The sequence below is a fragment of the Streptosporangium saharense genome (genome assembly GCF_014203715.1).
GTDB lineage: Bacteria > Actinomycetota > Actinomycetes > Streptosporangiales > Streptosporangiaceae > Streptosporangium > Streptosporangium saharense.
In genome coordinates this window covers 96902-111577 of sequence record NZ_JACHJP010000009.1, presented here as the reverse complement: position 1 = coordinate 111577, position 14676 = coordinate 96902, and the positions used below count along the sequence as shown (strand labels likewise).

General features: G+C 72.2%; 14 protein-coding genes. 6 read left to right on the top strand and 8 right to left on the bottom strand.

The genetic code is table 11. The features are described from left to right. Positions 1 to 13: 13 nt before the first annotated feature. The 3 genes from FHS44_RS31235 to FHS44_RS31225 form a co-directional block, all read right to left on the bottom strand. Positions 14 to 1513, bottom strand: coding sequence for an aldehyde dehydrogenase family protein (locus tag FHS44_RS31235; RefSeq protein WP_184721245.1), 1500 nt, complete (start codon positions 1511 to 1513; stop codon positions 14 to 16). Between the two features lies 1 nt (position 1514). After that, a complete protein-coding gene (locus FHS44_RS31230) occupies positions 1515 to 1907 on the bottom strand; it encodes a YybH family protein (protein ID WP_184721243.1) in 393 nt (130 codons plus the stop codon). Positions 1908 to 2018: 111 nt separating this feature from the next. Then, entirely contained in the window at positions 2019 to 2624 is a 606-nt protein-coding gene (locus FHS44_RS31225; protein ID WP_184721241.1) for a TetR/AcrR family transcriptional regulator, read from the bottom strand. A gap of 124 nt (positions 2625 to 2748) precedes the next feature. Here FHS44_RS31225 and FHS44_RS31220 point away from each other — a divergent pair, with 124 nt between their 5' ends. Continuing rightward, entirely contained in the window at positions 2749 to 3846 is a 1098-nt protein-coding gene (locus tag FHS44_RS31220) for an aldo/keto reductase (protein WP_184721239.1), read from the top strand. Between the two features lie 11 nt (positions 3847 to 3857). Here the strand turns inward: FHS44_RS31220 and FHS44_RS31215 are convergent, their stop codons facing one another. The 3 genes from FHS44_RS31215 to FHS44_RS31205 all read right to left on the bottom strand — a co-directional run bounded on the left by FHS44_RS31215 (position 3858) and on the right by FHS44_RS31205 (position 6010). After that, a complete protein-coding gene (locus FHS44_RS31215) occupies positions 3858 to 5135 on the bottom strand; it encodes an RNA polymerase sigma factor (RefSeq protein WP_312863897.1) in 1278 nt (425 codons plus the stop codon). A gap of 11 nt (positions 5136 to 5146) precedes the next feature. Further along, positions 5147 to 5566, bottom strand: a complete 420-nt coding sequence (locus FHS44_RS31210; RefSeq protein ID WP_184721235.1) for a YciI family protein — start codon at positions 5564 to 5566, stop codon at positions 5147 to 5149. A 105-nt stretch (positions 5567 to 5671) separates the two neighbouring features. Then, positions 5672 to 6010, bottom strand: coding sequence for a cupin domain-containing protein (locus FHS44_RS31205; protein WP_184721233.1), 339 nt, complete (start codon positions 6008 to 6010; stop codon positions 5672 to 5674). A 220-nt stretch (positions 6011 to 6230) separates the two neighbouring features. Between FHS44_RS31205 and FHS44_RS31200 the strand changes: the two genes are divergently transcribed. After that, positions 6231 to 7919: a CDP-glycerol glycerophosphotransferase family protein gene (locus tag FHS44_RS31200; protein ID WP_184721231.1), complete on the top strand. Its 1689-nt coding sequence runs from the start codon at positions 6231 to 6233 to the stop codon at positions 7917 to 7919. A gap of 1 nt (position 7920) precedes the next feature. Here the strand turns inward: FHS44_RS31200 and FHS44_RS31195 are convergent, their stop codons facing one another. Next, entirely contained in the window at positions 7921 to 10044 is a 2124-nt protein-coding gene (locus FHS44_RS31195; protein ID WP_184721229.1) for a tetratricopeptide repeat protein, read from the bottom strand. 129 nt (positions 10045 to 10173) lie between these two features. Here FHS44_RS31195 and cseB point away from each other — a divergent pair, with 129 nt between their 5' ends. The 4 genes from cseB to FHS44_RS31175 all read left to right on the top strand — a co-directional run bounded on the left by cseB (position 10174) and on the right by FHS44_RS31175 (position 13743). Further along, positions 10174 to 10839 (top strand): two-component system response regulator CseB, encoded by a 666-nt coding sequence (cseB, locus tag FHS44_RS31190; protein ID WP_184721227.1) that lies wholly within the window; start codon positions 10174 to 10176, stop codon positions 10837 to 10839. Then, entirely contained in the window at positions 10836 to 12071 is a 1236-nt protein-coding gene (locus FHS44_RS31185) for a sensor histidine kinase (protein ID WP_184721225.1), read from the top strand. The genes cseB and FHS44_RS31185 overlap by 4 nt, the downstream gene beginning before the upstream one ends. Before the next feature lie 81 nt (positions 12072 to 12152). After that, the gene (locus FHS44_RS31180; protein WP_184721223.1) at positions 12153 to 13055 is read left to right on the top strand and encodes a D-alanyl-D-alanine carboxypeptidase family protein; all 903 of its coding nucleotides are present in this window, start codon (positions 12153 to 12155) and stop codon (positions 13053 to 13055) included. Positions 13056 to 13134: 79 nt separating this feature from the next. Continuing rightward, on the top strand, positions 13135 to 13743 hold the full coding sequence (locus FHS44_RS31175; protein ID WP_184721221.1) for a DUF6461 domain-containing protein: 609 nt from the start codon (positions 13135 to 13137) through the stop codon (positions 13741 to 13743). Between the two features lie 8 nt (positions 13744 to 13751). On the opposite strand, the gene FHS44_RS31170 is transcribed toward FHS44_RS31175, so the two are convergent. Continuing rightward, positions 13752 to 14663, bottom strand: a complete 912-nt coding sequence (locus tag FHS44_RS31170; protein ID WP_184721219.1) for a LysR family transcriptional regulator — start codon at positions 14661 to 14663, stop codon at positions 13752 to 13754. Positions 14664 to 14676 lie beyond the last annotated feature (13 nt).

The following is a 14676-nucleotide window of genomic DNA, read 5'->3' as shown; positions in this document are numbered from 1 at the left end:
GTTCTGGAGGGCCTCAGGTCCACATCGGTGGACGGACGGTGTCGAGACTGGCGTGGACGACCTTGGTCGCGGTGTACTCAAGGAGGGTCGCGGTGGCTCCCTCCCTGCCGAAGCCGCTGGCCTTGATGCCGCCCTGCGGCTGGCCGAGCGGGGTGGCGAACCAGGTGTTGACCCAGACCATCCCGGAGTCGAGGCGGTCGGCGAGCCGGTAGGCCTGGGCGAGGTCGCTGCTCCACACCCCGTTGGCCAGTCCGAAGGCGACCCGGTTGGCCCGTTCGACCACCTCGTCCTCGGAGGTCCACGACTCGACGGTGAGGACGGGGCCGAAGAACTCCTCGCACGAGGCGCTGGTCGTGCCGTCCGGGGAGGCCAGGACCGTGGGCCGGTAGTAGCTTCCCCCGGCCAGTTCGCCGGGCAGTTCGGGGACGCGTCCGCCCGCCCTGAGGTCGGCTCCCTCGGACAGGGCGGCCCGGACCCTGGCGGCGACCAGGTCGCGGTGTCCGGCCGTCACCAGCGGGCCGAGCTGGGTCGCGGGGTCGAGGGCGTCGCCGACGACGATCGCCTCGGCGCGGGCGGCGACCCGGTCGAGCAGTTCGTCGTAGCGGTCGCGGTGCACCATGAGCCGTGAGGAGGCGAAGCACACCTCGCCGTTGGCGGCGAAGATCCCGGTGAGCACGTCCTCGGTCACGGTGTCGAGGTCGGCGTCGGGGCAGACCACCATGGCTCCCTTGCCGCCCAGCTCCATCAGGGCGGGGACGAGCCGTTCCGAGACGTCGCCGAGGATGCGGCGTCCGGTCCCGGTGCCGCCGGTGAAGCTGACCTTGGCGACGTCCGGGTGCGAGACCAGCGCGTGCCCGGCCTCGGCTCCGAACCCGGTGACGACGTTGACGACGCCGGGCGGGAAGAGGTCCTGCACGAGCCTGACGAACTCGACCGTGCTGACCGAGGCCAGCTCGGACGGCTTCACCACGACGGTGTTGCCCGCCGCGAGGGCGGGTGCCAGCTTGTGCGCGACCGAGATCAGCGGCGAGTTCCACGGGACGATCGCGGCGACGACGCCGAGCGGGCGCGGGGTCGTCGAGACGTGGGCGCCGGGGCCGCAGGGGATGGTCCTTCCGTGCAGGTCGCGGACGACGCCGGAGAAGAACCTGAAGATCTCCGCGGCCGTCGGCACGTCGATCAGGCCGCCCTCACGGATCGCCCTGCCGTTCTCGGTCGCGAGCAGGGCGGGCCAGCGCCCGGCGTCGCCGGTCAGCCGCTCGGCGACGGCCCACAGCAGGGCCTGGCGGGTGTCGAGCGAGGTCCGCCGCCAGGCGTCGAAGGCGCCCTTTGCGGCGGCGACCGCGCGGTCCACGTCGCCCGCCGTACCCTCGGCGACCTGCGCCCAGACGCGCCCTGTGCTGGGATCGACGGCGGGGAAGGTCCGCTCGGCGCGGACCTCCTGCCCGCCGATCAACAGGGGTTGCGGTACGGCCAGCGTGAGCCGACCTGTCGTGACTCCTGTCGCGGTCATGTCAGAAGCCGATGTGCTGGGAGTGGAACGGGTTGTCGATGCGGATGCGCCAGGTGCCGTCGGCCTGGCGGCAGAAGACATTGCTGTCCACGGCGCCCATCTCGATCGGCTCCCCGTCGGGGCCGGTCCCGGTCAGGTGCCACCTGAGGGCGACCAGGGCGACGTCCCCCGCCTCGACCCGGTGCAGCTCCTCGATCGTCAGGTGGGGCTTGGTGTCGATGAACTGCTGGAGCGCCTCCCGCAGGGCGGGCAGTCCCCGGACGGGCTCGGTGCCCGGCGCGGTCTGGAAGACGGTGTTCTCGTCCCAGCAGGACACGGCCAGGTCGAGGTCCCCGGCGTTCATGGCCTCGACGAACAACTCGTTGAGCTCGGTGACGCTGTTGTGCGAACCCACGGTTACTCCTTGGTGAGGGGGGTGCGTTTCCCTCAACGTAGGTTCGGCCGAGGGCGGCCACATCCCACCGGAACGGGGTTCGCGGGCATCCCCTGCCTGGGGGATGCCCGGTCAGGTCGTGGGGAAGGCTCCCGCGCGCAGGCTGGCGATGCCCATGTCGAGGGCGGCCTCCAGGTGGGTGGTCTCGCCGGTGGACATCTGGATCAGCACGCCGCCCTGGATGCAGGCGAGCAGGGCGGCCGCGGCCCGGTCCGGGTCCACGGCCGGGTCGATCTCGCCGACGCCCTGCATGTGCCGTACCCCGTTGGCGATCTCGCTCTGCCAGCGGCGCATCAGCCCGGTGACCACCGCGCGGGTTCCGGGAGAGCCGTCGCCCAGGTGGGAGGTGACGGCGTTGAGCGGGCAGAGCCCTCCCTGCCTGCGGTAGCGCTCGACGACCTTGTCGCGCCACGCCCGCCAGGCGGGCCAGGAGGTGAGTTCGTCGAGCTGGGGCCGCTGGTCCTCGATCACCCGGTCTGCCTCGAAACGGGCCACGGCCAGCAGCAGCTCCTCCCGGCCGCCGGGGAAGTAGTGGAAAAGCTGGCTCTTGCTCGTGGTGGTCCTGGCCAGCACGTCGTCCAGGGTCGTCGCGGCCACGCCGTACTCGCGGATGTGCGTGGCGGCGCCCTCCAGGATGCGCTGGCGGGTCGCGGCTCCCTTGCGGGTCAGCGTGGGCATGACCACCTCCGGACTGGACTTCTCAGTCCACATTATCGCCCTATTTCTGGACTTGACAGTCCATTTTCCGCCGCGCAGGGTGGGTCGGGAAATCACCCGTCTCAGAACCCGGGGGAAGGCTCTCATGTCTCTTGACCAGTACTACCTGCTCGGACGCTCCGGGCTGCGGGTCAGCAGGCTCGCGCTCGGCACGATGAACTTCGGCACCGGCGGTTTCCACGCCGCGTACGGCAAGACAGAGGATGAGGCCCGTCCCGTCTTCCGCCGCTACCTGGAGACGGGCGGGAACCTCATCGACACCGCCGACTTCTACACCGCCGGGGAGAGCGAGACGATCATCGGCGACCTCGTCGCCGAGGCCGGGGTGCGCGACAGGGTGGTGCTCACCACCAAGTTCACCAACGGCGTCGATCCCGGGGACCCCAACGCGGGCGGCAACGGCCGCAAGCACATGATCAGGGCGGTCGAGGCGTCGCTGCGCCGCCTGCGCACCGACTACCTCGACCTGTTCCTGCTGCACACCTGGGACCGGATCACCCCCGTCGAGGAGGTCATGCGGACCTTCGACGACCTCACCAGGGCGGGGAAGATCCGCTACGCGGGCCTGTCCGACGTGCCCGGATGGTACGCGGCCCGCGCCCAGACCCTCGCCGAGACCGGCGCCTTCCCGCCCGTGGTGTGCGTGCAGCTGCCGTACTCCCTCATCGACAGGACGATCGAGCTGGAGCACGTCCCGATGGGCCGCGACCTGAGGCTCGGCATCACCGCGTGGAGCCCCCTCGGCGGCGGCTTCCTCACCGGCAAGTACCGGCGCGAGGGACAGGGCATGACCGGGCCCGGCAGGCTCGACGGAGCGGGCTCGGCCTGGCGGTCGTGGACGGACCGGGAGTGGCGGATCCTCGCGGCCGCCGAGAAGGTCGCCGCCGAACTCGGGGTGACGACTGCCCAGGTCGCCGTCAACTGGGTCGCCACCCAGCCGGGGATCGCCTCGGCGATCGTCGGGGCGAGCGACGTAGGCCAGCTCGACGTCACCGTGGGCGCCCTCGGCTTCGAGATCCCCGCCGAGCTGCGCGCGACGCTCGACGAGGCGAGCGCCGTCGAGCCGCCCTCGCTCTACCGGATGTTCACCCCGGGCTACCAGGGTGAACTGGTCAGCCCGGGGGCCAGGGTCGGGGACAAGCCCGCCGGATACGCCCCCGCCGTACGGAACTGGGTGGCCTGACCCCGGCGGGGTCACCCCTCCAGCGCCGCGGCCTTGCGCAGCAGGACCGATCGCTCCCTGGCGTTGCGGCACAGGCGGGCGGCCAGTTCCAGTTCGGCGCGGGCCTCGGCGGTCCTGCCGAGCCTGGCCAGCAGCTCACCGCGCACCCCAGGCAGCAGGTGCGAGCCGGGCAGCCGGTCGGTGGCGACCAGCTCGTCCACGATCTCCAGCGCCTGCGCCGGTCCCTCCGCCATCGCCACGGCGACCGCGCGGTTGAGCTCGACGACGGGCGAGGGCGCCACCCGGCCGAGCGCCTCGTAGAGGATCACGATCCGTCTCCAGTCGGTCTCCGCGACCGAGGAGGCCGACGCGTGGCAGGCCGCGATCGCCGCCTGGAGCCCGTACGGCCCCAGCCCGCGCCCGGCCCCCACGGCTCGGCCGAGGGCGGCCAGGCCACGGCGGATCGCCGAGCGGTCCCACAACCGCCGGTCCTGGTCCTCAAGGAGAACCGCCTCCCCGTCGGGGCCGGTGCGCGCGGGGAAACGCGCGGCCGTCAGCTCGAACAGGGCGAGCAGGCCGTACGCCTCCGGCTCCGTGGGCAGCAGCGCGGTCAGCGTCCTGGCCAGGCGGATCGCCTCGTAGGCGAGGTCGGTGCGCAGCAGCCGGTCACCGGCTGTCGCCGTCGAGCCCTCCGTGAAGATCACGTACAGCACGCCGAGGACGCCGCCGAGCCGCCCGCGCCGTTCCTCCGGTGGCGGCAGCTCGAACGGCACCGCTGCGGCGGCGATCGTCTTCTTCGCCCTGGTGATCCGCGCCTGGATCGTCGGCACGGGCACGAGGAACGCCCTGGCGATCTCCTCGCTCGACAGGCCGCCGACCACCCGCAGCGTCAGCGCCACCCTGGCCTCCGGGGAGAGCACCGGGTGGCAGGCCACGAACATCAGCGCCAGGACGTCGTCGTCGATCCGTTCGGGGTCCCACGGCAGGTCGTCCCGGTCCGGTGGGGCCTGCGCGCCCGAGGTGGCCTCCCCCTCGGTGAGCTGCCCGGCGAGCATGGCGTAGCGCTCGCCGAGCGCCGCCCCACGGCGGAAGCCGTCGATGGCGCGCCGCCGCGCGGTCGTGAGCAGCCAGCCGACCGGGTTGTCCGGTGTGCCGTCGCGCGACCAGGTGACGAGCGCCTCGGCGACCGCCTCCTGGGCGACGTCCTCGGCCAGGGTGAAGTCGCCGGTGTAGCGGGCGAGCGCGCCGACGATCCTGGCGGACTCGATGCGCCAGACGGCCTCGACGGCCCGCCGTACCGGCTCGGTGATCGACAAGGTGGTCAGAGCTGGCCGGTCCGCTCGCGCCACGCCCGCTCCCTGATGATCCACTCGTTGTCCTGGGGGAACTCGTCGATGCTGGGCACCCGGCGGATCTCACACTTGGAACCGGACATCGCGGGCATCCGCTTGGCCCACTCGACCGCCTCCTCCTTGGAGGCCACGTCGATCAGGTAGAAGCCGCCGAACAGCTCCTTCGTCTCACCGTAGGGGCCGTCGGTGACCACCGGCGTCTGGCCGCTGTAGTCGACCACCACGCCCTGGGCCGGGTCGTCCAGGCCCTCGGCGGCGACGAGCACGCCCGCCCTGATCAGCTCCTCGTTGAAACGCCCGACCGTTTCGAGCATCTCCTCGAAGGAGGTGTTCGTCATCTCGGCGAGGCTCTCGTCCGTGCCCCGCATGATCAGCATGTACTTCGCCATCTCCAAGGTCTCCCTCTGTGTCGGAGGTCGTCTCTCGACCCTCTCACCCACAGGTCGAACGGCATGACGGCGGATCGACACGGCGGAGAAACTTTTTTCCGGACGTCAGCCCTGGCGGCCGAGGGAGACGGTGAGCAGGACCACGGAGGGCTCGACGGCCTCAAGATCGTGCCGGGCGTCGGGCACGATCAGCAGGTCACCGGGCGAGCCCTCCCAGGAGTCGTCGCCCGCGCTGAGCCGTACCCGGCCGCGCAGGACGTGCACGGTGGCCTCGCCGGGGTTCTCGTGCTCGCCGAGCCGCTGGCCCGCGTCGATCGCGATCAGCGTCTGGCGGAGCGAGTGCTCGTGCCCGCCGTACACGGTGTGCGCGCTGCGCCCGCTGGAGGCGGCGCGGGCGAGGTCGAGCTGCTGGGAGGCCAGTGCGGTCAGCGACAGCTTGTTCATAGATTCCCCTGAACGGTGCGGACGAGGTGATGGGCGTCCGATCTCCCACGCCGACGGTACTTCTTTTCCCTGCCATTCATATGTCGCTGGGAACCGTGTTCACGGAATACGGAAAACCCGCGCGGCGGGAAACTCTTCTCGTTTCCAGCGCCGAAGGACCAGAGGGTAGGGTACGTGGTCGTTGAAAAATCACTGATGGCCCGAACCCGGTCGGAGGATCGTGAGCGGCGAGGACCGGCCGTGGACGGGGGGTTCTCCGGCGGGCACCTGGGGCACCGTCCGCACCCGCCGCAGCGTCCTGGCCGTGGCCAGGAACATGACCTCCGCGGGGCGGCTGCTCGACGTCCTGCCCATGTTCGGCTCCGATCTGCGGGTGCGGACGCTGTTCACGACCGTCGAGGGATCGGCCTTCGACGACGGCCTCGACGGCTATCTGCGGGAGGCGGGGGCCAGGACCATTCCGTGGGCCGAGGCGGTCGCGACCCGGTTCGACCTGGCGCTGGCCGCCAACGCCAACGGGGACCTGCACCGTCTCGACGCCCCACTGCTGCTGATGCCGCACGGCGCCGGGCACAACCGGCTGCTGCGCACCGGGAACGGCTACGGCCCCGAGGTCTCCGGGCTGGCGCGCAGCCAGCTTGTCCGCGACGGCCGGGTGGTGCCCGCGGCGATCGCCCTGTCCCACCACGAGCAGCTCGGGCGGCTGGCGCGCTACTGTCCCGAGGCCGTCACCGTCGCCACGGTCACCGGGGACCCGTCCTTCGACCGGCTCGTCGCGCACCTGCCGCGCAGGAACCGCTACCGGCGCGCGCTCGGTGTCCCCGACGGCCTCAAGCTGGTGCTGGTCAGCTCGACCTGGGGTGAGCACTCCCTGTACGGCTCCAACGGGGACGTGCTGTCCCACCTGCTGGCCGAGCTTCCGCTCGACGAGTACCGCGTGGCGCTGGTGACGCACCCGAACATCCCGCTCCACCACGGCGAGCTGCAACTGCGGCTGTGGCTGGCCAGGGAGCGGGGCGCGGGTCTGACGGTGATCCCTCCCGAGCGGGGGTGGCAGGCGGCGCTGATCGCCTCGGACGTGGTCGTCGGCGACCACGGGTCGGTCACCTTCTACGGGGCCGCGCTGGGGCGGCCGGTGCTGCTGGCCTCCTCCGGGCGGGAGACCCAGGAGCTCGACCCGTCCTCCCCGACCGCCGAGCTGTGCGGGGTCCTCCCCCGGCTCGACCGGCGCCGTGGCCTGCTCGAACAGGTCGACAAGGCAGTCTCCGCGCACGTTCCCGGCGCCTACGCCCAGGTGACGGGCCGCACGCTGGGCAATCTCGGCCACGCGGGCGAGTCGCTGCGCGAGGTGGCCTACCGGCTCATGGACCTCACCCGCCCGCCCGGTTCGGCGCCCGCCACCCCGTTCGCCGAGCCGTACGACGAGCCGTGGGAGACCGAGCGGCCGGTGGCCTCGTTCCTGGTCGAGACGCGGGCCGACGGGGAGACCGTGACGCTCCGGCGCTTTCCCGCCGACGTCGCCCGTCCCCCCGACGAGGAACCCCGCGAGATGCACCTCGCCGTGGACGCCGAGGAGCTGGACCTGCGGCTGCTGGAGAGCGCGGCCGTCATCACGCACCGCGACGGCTCCCCCGAGTGGGCGTGGGAGACCGTACGGCGCCACCCGGGCTGCGCGCTGGCCGCCACGGTCATCGACGAGCGCCGGGTGCGCGTCCTCCTGCGGCGCGAGGGGCGGGAGGTCGTCCTCGGCCTGCCGGAGACGTCCCGGGTGACGGACGTGTCGTGCCTGCCCTCCGTCCTGTACGGCTGGCTCGTCGCCGAACGCCGTGACGGGGAGCTCCCGGCCACGCTGCGGCTGCGACTCGGGGCCGTCGAGGAGCGCGTCGAGGTCAGCCCCGTCCTGTCGTGAGTCAGGACGGCAGGCGCGCGCCCAGTTCCTCGGCCTTCGCCGCGTTTCCCAGCCTCAGGTGGACGGCGATCGCCTGGCGCAGGCACTCGTGCGCGCCCAGCTCGTCTCCCAGGTCGACGGTGAGGTCGGCCAGGATCTCCCAGGCCCTTGCCTCCTTGACGGGGACGCCCTTGGCCCGCATGGTCCACGCCGCCTCCGCCACCCGCTCCACGATCTCCCCCGGCCTGCCGAGCAGCCGGTGGACGAGGCCCAGCTCGATGTCGATCTTGGCCCGGTCGTTCTCGGTCCCGGCCTCCTCCATCAGCCGCCTGGCCCGCCCGAACGCCTCGAACGCCTCCTCTGGGCGACCGGCCGCGGTGTGGGTCAGGCCGAGGTGGTAGGATTGCAGGCCCATCCCCCGGGTCCTGCCCAGCGCCTCGTTGAGCGCCAAGGCCTCGGTGAAGCGCGCGGTCGCGGCGTCGAAGTCCTTCCTGGCCAGCTCGACCTGGCCGAGCGACTCAAGGACCGTCGCCTCAAGCCGCCGGTCGCCCGACTCCTCGGCCAGGGCCCTGGCCAGGCGGAGCTCCTCGTCCGCGGGCCCGAGATCGCCGAGCTCGACGAACGCCCTGGCCGTCTGGTTGCGCATCCGGGCCTCCGCGGCCGGGTTCCCGTCGCGCCGCGCGGACAGGGTGCCCAGCCTGCCCGCCTCGATCCAGTCGGCGTAGTGCTTGCGGCCGTGGTGCAGCGGCCACAGCGCCTCGACCGTCTGCCAGACGACGTCGTCCCATCCGGCCAGTCCCGCGACGCGCAGGACGGCGAGCATGTTGCCGCGCTCCCCCTCCAGCCAGTCCAGGGCCGCCTTCTCCGAGGCGAACGTCACCTCGGGCTCGACCGGTTCGGGGACGGGGGCCAGGCGCAGCCGGTTCGTCGTGACCACCCGGTCGGCGGCCATGGCGCACGCCCGGTACCAGCGGGCCATCCGGCCGAGCGCCGCCTCCCGCTCCCCGGGCGCCTCCTGCTCGGCGACCCTGGCCGCGTGCAGCCGTACCAGATCGTGGAACCGGTAGCGGTCCGACGCGGTCTCCTCGACGAGGTTCGCCTCAAGGAGCAGGTCGAGCAGCCGCTCCGTCTCCCGCTCGCTCACCCCCGCCACGACCTGTACGGCCCGGGCCGAGAAGTCGGCCACCGGGACCGCGCCCAGCAGCCGGTACAGCCGCCCCACCTCGGGGGTCAGCGCGTGATAGGCCGTCTCGAACACCGCCTCCACGACCGTCCTCCCTCCCGCCGTCAGGCGTTCCAGCCTGCGGCGCTCGTCGGCCAGCTCCGCCACGAGCCCGCCGATCGAGCGGCCACGCCGCTGCACCAGGCGGGCCGCGGCCACCCGCAGCGCCACCGGCAGTCCCCCGCACAGACGGGCCAGCTCTCTGGCGGCCTCCGGCTCGGCGTGGACGCGCTCCTGGCCGAGCACCCCGGCGAGCAGCCGTACCCCCTCGTCCTCGTCGAGCGGGGCGAGCGGGACCGGGACCGCGCCGGTGACGACCAGCTCACCGAGCCGCCGGTGGCTGGTCACCACGACGACGCCCGCCGAGGAGGCAGGGAGCACCGGCGTCACCTGGGCGGCGTGCTCGACGTCGTCGAGCAGGATGAGCAACTGCAGATCGGCCGTCCTTGAGCGGAACATGGCCGCGCGCTCGGCCAGGTCGGCGGGGATCCACTTCTCCTGGACGCCCAGGGCGCGCAGGAAGCCGCCCAGCACGTCGCTCACCGCCGCGCCCCCACCCTCGTGGCGAAGATCGCCGAGGTGGGCGTAGAGCTGGCCGTCGGTGAAGCGCTCGCGCACCCGGTAGGCCCAGTGCCTGCTCAGCGCGCTCTTGCCGACCCCGCCGAGGCCGTTGACGACGGCCACCAGGGGGGCGGAGTCGTCACCGGCCCTCTCAAGGAGCCGGTCGAGCTCGCCAAGCTCCCTGACCCGGTTGACGAAACCACGCGGCGCGGGCGGCAGCTGCCGGGGAATCCCGGCGGTGGGCGACTCCTGGGACACGAGGGTGAGCTGCTGGATGACTCCGGCCTGCACGACGCTGCCCCCGACCTGGCCGGAAAGGTCGTTGCGCGTCCCTGGCCGCTCGTCGCCGGGTTCGATCACCATGTCAAGCAACCGCCTCAGGTCTGGTCACACCTCGGGAACACGCCGTGCGGTAAATGATCGCAAACAAGACGCCACTTCACGAGCACGGTACGGAAACCGGCACTCCCCCGGGGCCGCATAAGGTACAGCGTGACCTCCATCCTGCTCGTCGAGGACGACGACGTGATCCGCAGGGGCGTCTCGCTGGCTCTCGGGCGGTACGGCTACCGCATGGCCACCGCCCCCGACGGCCTGAGCGGCCTGGAGTCCTTCCTGGCCGGGGACCACGACCTTCTGGTGCTCGACGTGATGCTCCCCGGGCTCGACGGCATCGGCCTGTGCCGCAGGGTCAGGGAGTCCAGCCAGGTGCCGATCCTGATGATGTCGGCGCGCGGCGACTCCCCCGACGTGGTCTCCGGTCTGGAGGCCGGGGCCGACGACTACGTGGTCAAACCTGTCGACATCCCGGTGCTGGTGGCCAGGATCAGGTCGCTGCTGCGCCGTACCGCCGCACCCGTCTCCGCGCCCGGGGTGCTGACGTTCGGTGAGCTGACCGTCGATCCCGCCGCCCTTGAGGTACGGCTCGGCGGCCACCCTGTCGCCCTGGCGCCGACCGAGCTGCGGCTGCTGCTGGAGTTCGCGGCCAATCCGGGGATCGTGCTCGAACGCGCCACGCTGCTGCGCGACGTGTGGGACTACGGCTGGGACGGCGACAGCCGGGTTGTCGACCTGTGCGTGCAGCGGCTGCGCAAGAAGATCGGCGCGGACCGGATCGAGACCGTGCGCGGGTTCGGCTACAAGCTGCGCAGGTCATGAGACCGGGCTCGCTGCGCTGGAAGGTGGCGACGCTGATCACCCTGGCCTGCTGCGCGGTGACCGCCGTGGTCGGGGTGCTGGTCCACCGGATGACCGTCGACCGCTCGATGGCGCTGGGCGAGGGGCGGGCACTTGAGGCGGTCGAGAAGGTCGTCGAGAGTTACCGCGTGAACGCCCCCGTGGAGGAGTTCACCCCCTGGACCGAGCAGGTCAAGCCCTTCGAGGAGCTGCCCGAGCCGCTGCGGGTCCGGCTGACCGGCGAGGAGGCCGTCACCTGGTACGACGACGGCAAGCCGGAACAGCCGTGGATGTGGGCCGCGCGGCGGGTCGGCGGGGGGCTGGTGGCCACCTCCGCGATGGAGATGGGCTCGGACCTGCTGCGGCTGCGCGCCCTGGACCGCGCCATGGTCAGGGCCGCGCTGACCGCGCTCGCGGTGGTGGTCCCGGTCTCGGTCGGCCTGGCCGAGCTGGCCAACCGGCGGCTGAGGCGGGTCGCCGTCACCGCCCGCAGGATCGCCGACGGCGACCTGGACGCCCGGGTCGCCGCTCCGGACCGCCGGATCGGGCGGGACGAGATCGCCGACATCTCCGCGGCCGTCGACTCCATGGCGGCGAGCCTGCAGTACCGGCTGCTGGCCGAGCAGCGCTTCACCGCCGACGTCGCCCACGACCTGCGCACCCCGCTGATGGGCCTGGTCGCCGCGGCCGGACTGCTCGACGAGGGCGAGGCCGCCGACCTGGTCCGCGACCGGGTGGGGGTGCTGCGCGCGCTGGTTGAGGACCTGCTTGAGGTCTCCAGGCTGGACGCGGGGGCCGAGGTGGCCGAGCGGGTCAGGGTGCCGCTGGCCGAGCTGGCCGAACGCTCCGCGGCCCGCGTCGGGGTCGAGGCGCGGGTGATCGTCTCGGGGAACCCGGTGGCCGAGACCGACCCGCGCCGCCTGGACCGTGTCCTCGCCAACCTCGTCCTCAACGCCGACCGCCACGGCGGCCAGCCGGTGGAGATCACGGTCGGGGACCACGTGGTCGAGGTCCGTGACCACGGCCCCGGCTTCCCCGCCGAGCTGCTGGCCGACGGGCCTCGGCGTTTCCGTACCGGCGCCGCCGAACGTGGCCGGGGGCACGGCCTCGGGCTGACGATCGCGCTGGGCCAGGCCCACGTCATCGGCGCCGTCCTGACCCTGGCCAACGCCCCGGACGGCGGCGCCGTCGCCACCCTCAGGCTCCCCTCCTGATACACGGCTGATACACGATTAAGCCACGGCGGTGACACGGCGGCGACGGACCGGACATATCAGCGGAACAACGTTTGCCGTATGCGATATGTCCTGGCTTATCTCCTGGCGTTCGTCCTGCTGACCGGCCTGCTGAGCGGCTGCGGGGCCGTACCGTCCGTGTCCGGAGCCGTGTTCTCCGGCGCGCCGCTGCCGTGGCCCGCCGAGGGTCAGGCCGCGGTCACGGTCGAGGGGGTGGGCAGCCTGGGCGTCAGCGGCGAGCGGCGGCCGGTGCCCATCGCCAGCGTGACGAAGGTGATGACCGCCTACGTGATCCTGCGCCGCCACCCGCTCAGGCCCGGCGAGGACGGCCCGCTGGTCACGGTCGACCACACCGCCGCCAACGAGTCCTACCTGCCGCAGGAGTCGACGGTCCCGCTCAGGGAGGGCCGCCGGGTACGGCTGCGCCGCATGCTCGAACTGATGCTCGTGCCCTCCGGCAACAACGTCGCCCGCCTCCTGGCCCGCTGGGACTCCGGCTCCCAGGAGCGTTTCGTCGGCCGGATGAACGCCACGGCCCACCGCCTGGGCATGACGGCCACGAAGTACACCGGCGCCAGCGGCAACGAGGACAGCACGGTCAGCACGGCCCCCGACCAGCTCAGGCTAGCCAGGGAGGCGATGCGCGACCCGGTCTTCCGCGCGGTGGTCGCGCGGACCGAGACCGCGGTCCCCGACGACACGCGCACGCTGGCCAACACGAACACGCTGTTGAACAGGCACGGCGTCATCGGCGTCAAGACCGGCTCGGGCACCGCCGCGGGCGGCAACCTGGTCTGGGCCTCCCGGGTCCGGGGCCGCCTGGTGCTCGGGGTGATCCTCGGCCAGGCGAAGAACACCAACCCGGTCGCCGCCAAGGCCGCCGCCCTCGAAGCGGGCGCGCAGATGAGCGCGGCCGTCGAACACTGGCTCCTCGGCCCTGACTCCCCGCTGCCCGCCCGGTGACGAACCCCGGGTGAGACGCGGTACGGCGCCAGGATGGAACGGCTCCTGTTCTGTCGGTGGATACCGCGAACATGGCGGGATGATCGCGCCCTTTGACGACTACTCCTGGTTCTCCCCCGAGCGTTTCCCCGACCTGGCGGACGCCTACTGCTTCACCTACGTCCGTGGCCTGACGCCCGAGGAACTGATGACCCGGCTCGGCGTCCAGGTTGAGAACCGCTCTCACGTGACGCTCGACGAGCTGATCCAGCGGCGGACCTTCGGTGCCGTCGCCGTTGGAGACTGGGCGCTCCTCGTCGAGGCCAACGGCCTGCTCGGCGTCACCGAAGAGATCATCATGCCGCTGTCGGCGGGCACCCGCCTCGTCTCCCACTTCTATCTCGACGTCGACGGCATGGACTACTTCCACTGGATCGACGATGGAAGGATCCGGTTCGCATACGTGTACCAGGAAGGCTATTCCCACGGGATCAAGGACGGGAGGATCCAGTTCATGTTCGGGCCCCATGAGAGCTACTCGGAGGAGACGCCGGACGAACTCGCGGAGATCCTGGAGCGGATCGACTCCCCCGTCTATCCGATCATCGACCCCCACCAAGGACCGGCGTTCCTCCTGGCCGAGCGCCTCACCGGGATCACGATGACACCGCGCCTGCTGGAGGAGTCCACCTACCTGGCACCGGCATGACGGACGGATCAGTGCTGCTCAAGCCGTACGCAGACCGATTCGAGGACGCCCAGGGCGGCGGTGAGGGCGGGGCGGCGGCCCGTGGGGGTTCGCCACACGCCGTAGATCCGGCGTAGCGGGGCCGAGCTGACCGGGAGGGCGCGGACGGTCGCGGGCAGCGGGCCCCGGCCCATCCTGGGGACCAGGGCCACGCCGAGGCCCGCGCCGACCATCTCGATCTGGCTGGCGTACTCGCTGACCATGTGGGTGAAGCGGGCCTGGCCCGGCGAGTCGCGGTAGGCGTTGAGCAGGAAGTCGTGGGCGACCGAGCCCGGCTCGTAGAGCCAGCTCTCCTCCCGCAGGTCGTCGAACTCGACCGAGGCGCGGGAGGCGAGCGGGTGGGTGTGGAAGACGAGCACGTCGGAGACGTCGTCGCCCAGGTGGCGGCAGTGCAGCCCCTCGGACAGTTCGAGCGGCATCGCCTGCCAGTCGTGGGCCACGGCGAGATCGACGGTGCCCCTGGCGACGAACTCGACAGCCCGGTGGGAGTCGACCTCGACGAGCTGCAGCTCAAGGGAGGGCCAGGTCTGCCCGAGCTCCCGCATCGCCGCCGGAATCACCCCCCGCGCCGCGGTGGGGAAGGCCGCGATGCGCAGCGGCCCGGTGACCGTCTCCGTCTGCGCCTGCAGCTCGGCGTTCATGCTCTCCAGCTCGATGACGACGCGGCTGGCCGCCTCGGCGAGGATGCGCCCGGCGACCGTCAGGGTCATCCGCCGTCCCTGGCGGTCGATGAGGACCTGGTGCACGTCGCGTTCGAGGCGCGCGATCTGCTGGGAGATGGCCGAGGGGGTGTAACCGAGGGCGCTCGCCGCGGCGGTTACGGACCCGTGGGTCGCCAGGGCGTCGATGGCGCGGAGGCCGGCGAGGCTCAGGTTGGTCACGGATGTCACCTCG

What these genes read in the sequence shown, in the direction of transcription:
- FHS44_RS31210 (WP_184721235.1), bottom strand. Translation starts at nt 5,566, where the DNA reads ATGGCGAAGTACATGCTGATCATGCGGGGCACGGACGAGAGCCTCGCC.
- FHS44_RS31180 (WP_184721223.1), top strand. Translation starts at nt 12,153, where the DNA reads ATGCGATATGTCCTGGCTTATCTCCTGGCGTTCGTCCTGCTGACCGGC.
- FHS44_RS31175 (WP_184721221.1), top strand. Translation starts at nt 13,135, where the DNA reads ATGATCGCGCCCTTTGACGACTACTCCTGGTTCTCCCCCGAGCGTTTC.
- FHS44_RS31220 (WP_184721239.1), top strand. Translation starts at nt 2,749, where the DNA reads ATGTCTCTTGACCAGTACTACCTGCTCGGACGCTCCGGGCTGCGGGTC.
- FHS44_RS31235 (WP_184721245.1), bottom strand. Translation starts at nt 1,513, where the DNA reads ATGACCGCGACAGGAGTCACGACAGGTCGGCTCACGCTGGCCGTACCG.
- FHS44_RS31195 (WP_184721229.1), bottom strand. Translation starts at nt 10,044, where the DNA reads ATGGTGATCGAACCCGGCGACGAGCGGCCAGGGACGCGCAACGACCTT.
- FHS44_RS31205 (WP_184721233.1), bottom strand. Translation starts at nt 6,010, where the DNA reads ATGAACAAGCTGTCGCTGACCGCACTGGCCTCCCAGCAGCTCGACCTC.
- FHS44_RS31185 (WP_184721225.1), top strand. Translation starts at nt 10,836, where the DNA reads ATGAGACCGGGCTCGCTGCGCTGGAAGGTGGCGACGCTGATCACCCTG.
- FHS44_RS31225 (WP_184721241.1), bottom strand. Translation starts at nt 2,624, where the DNA reads ATGCCCACGCTGACCCGCAAGGGAGCCGCGACCCGCCAGCGCATCCTG.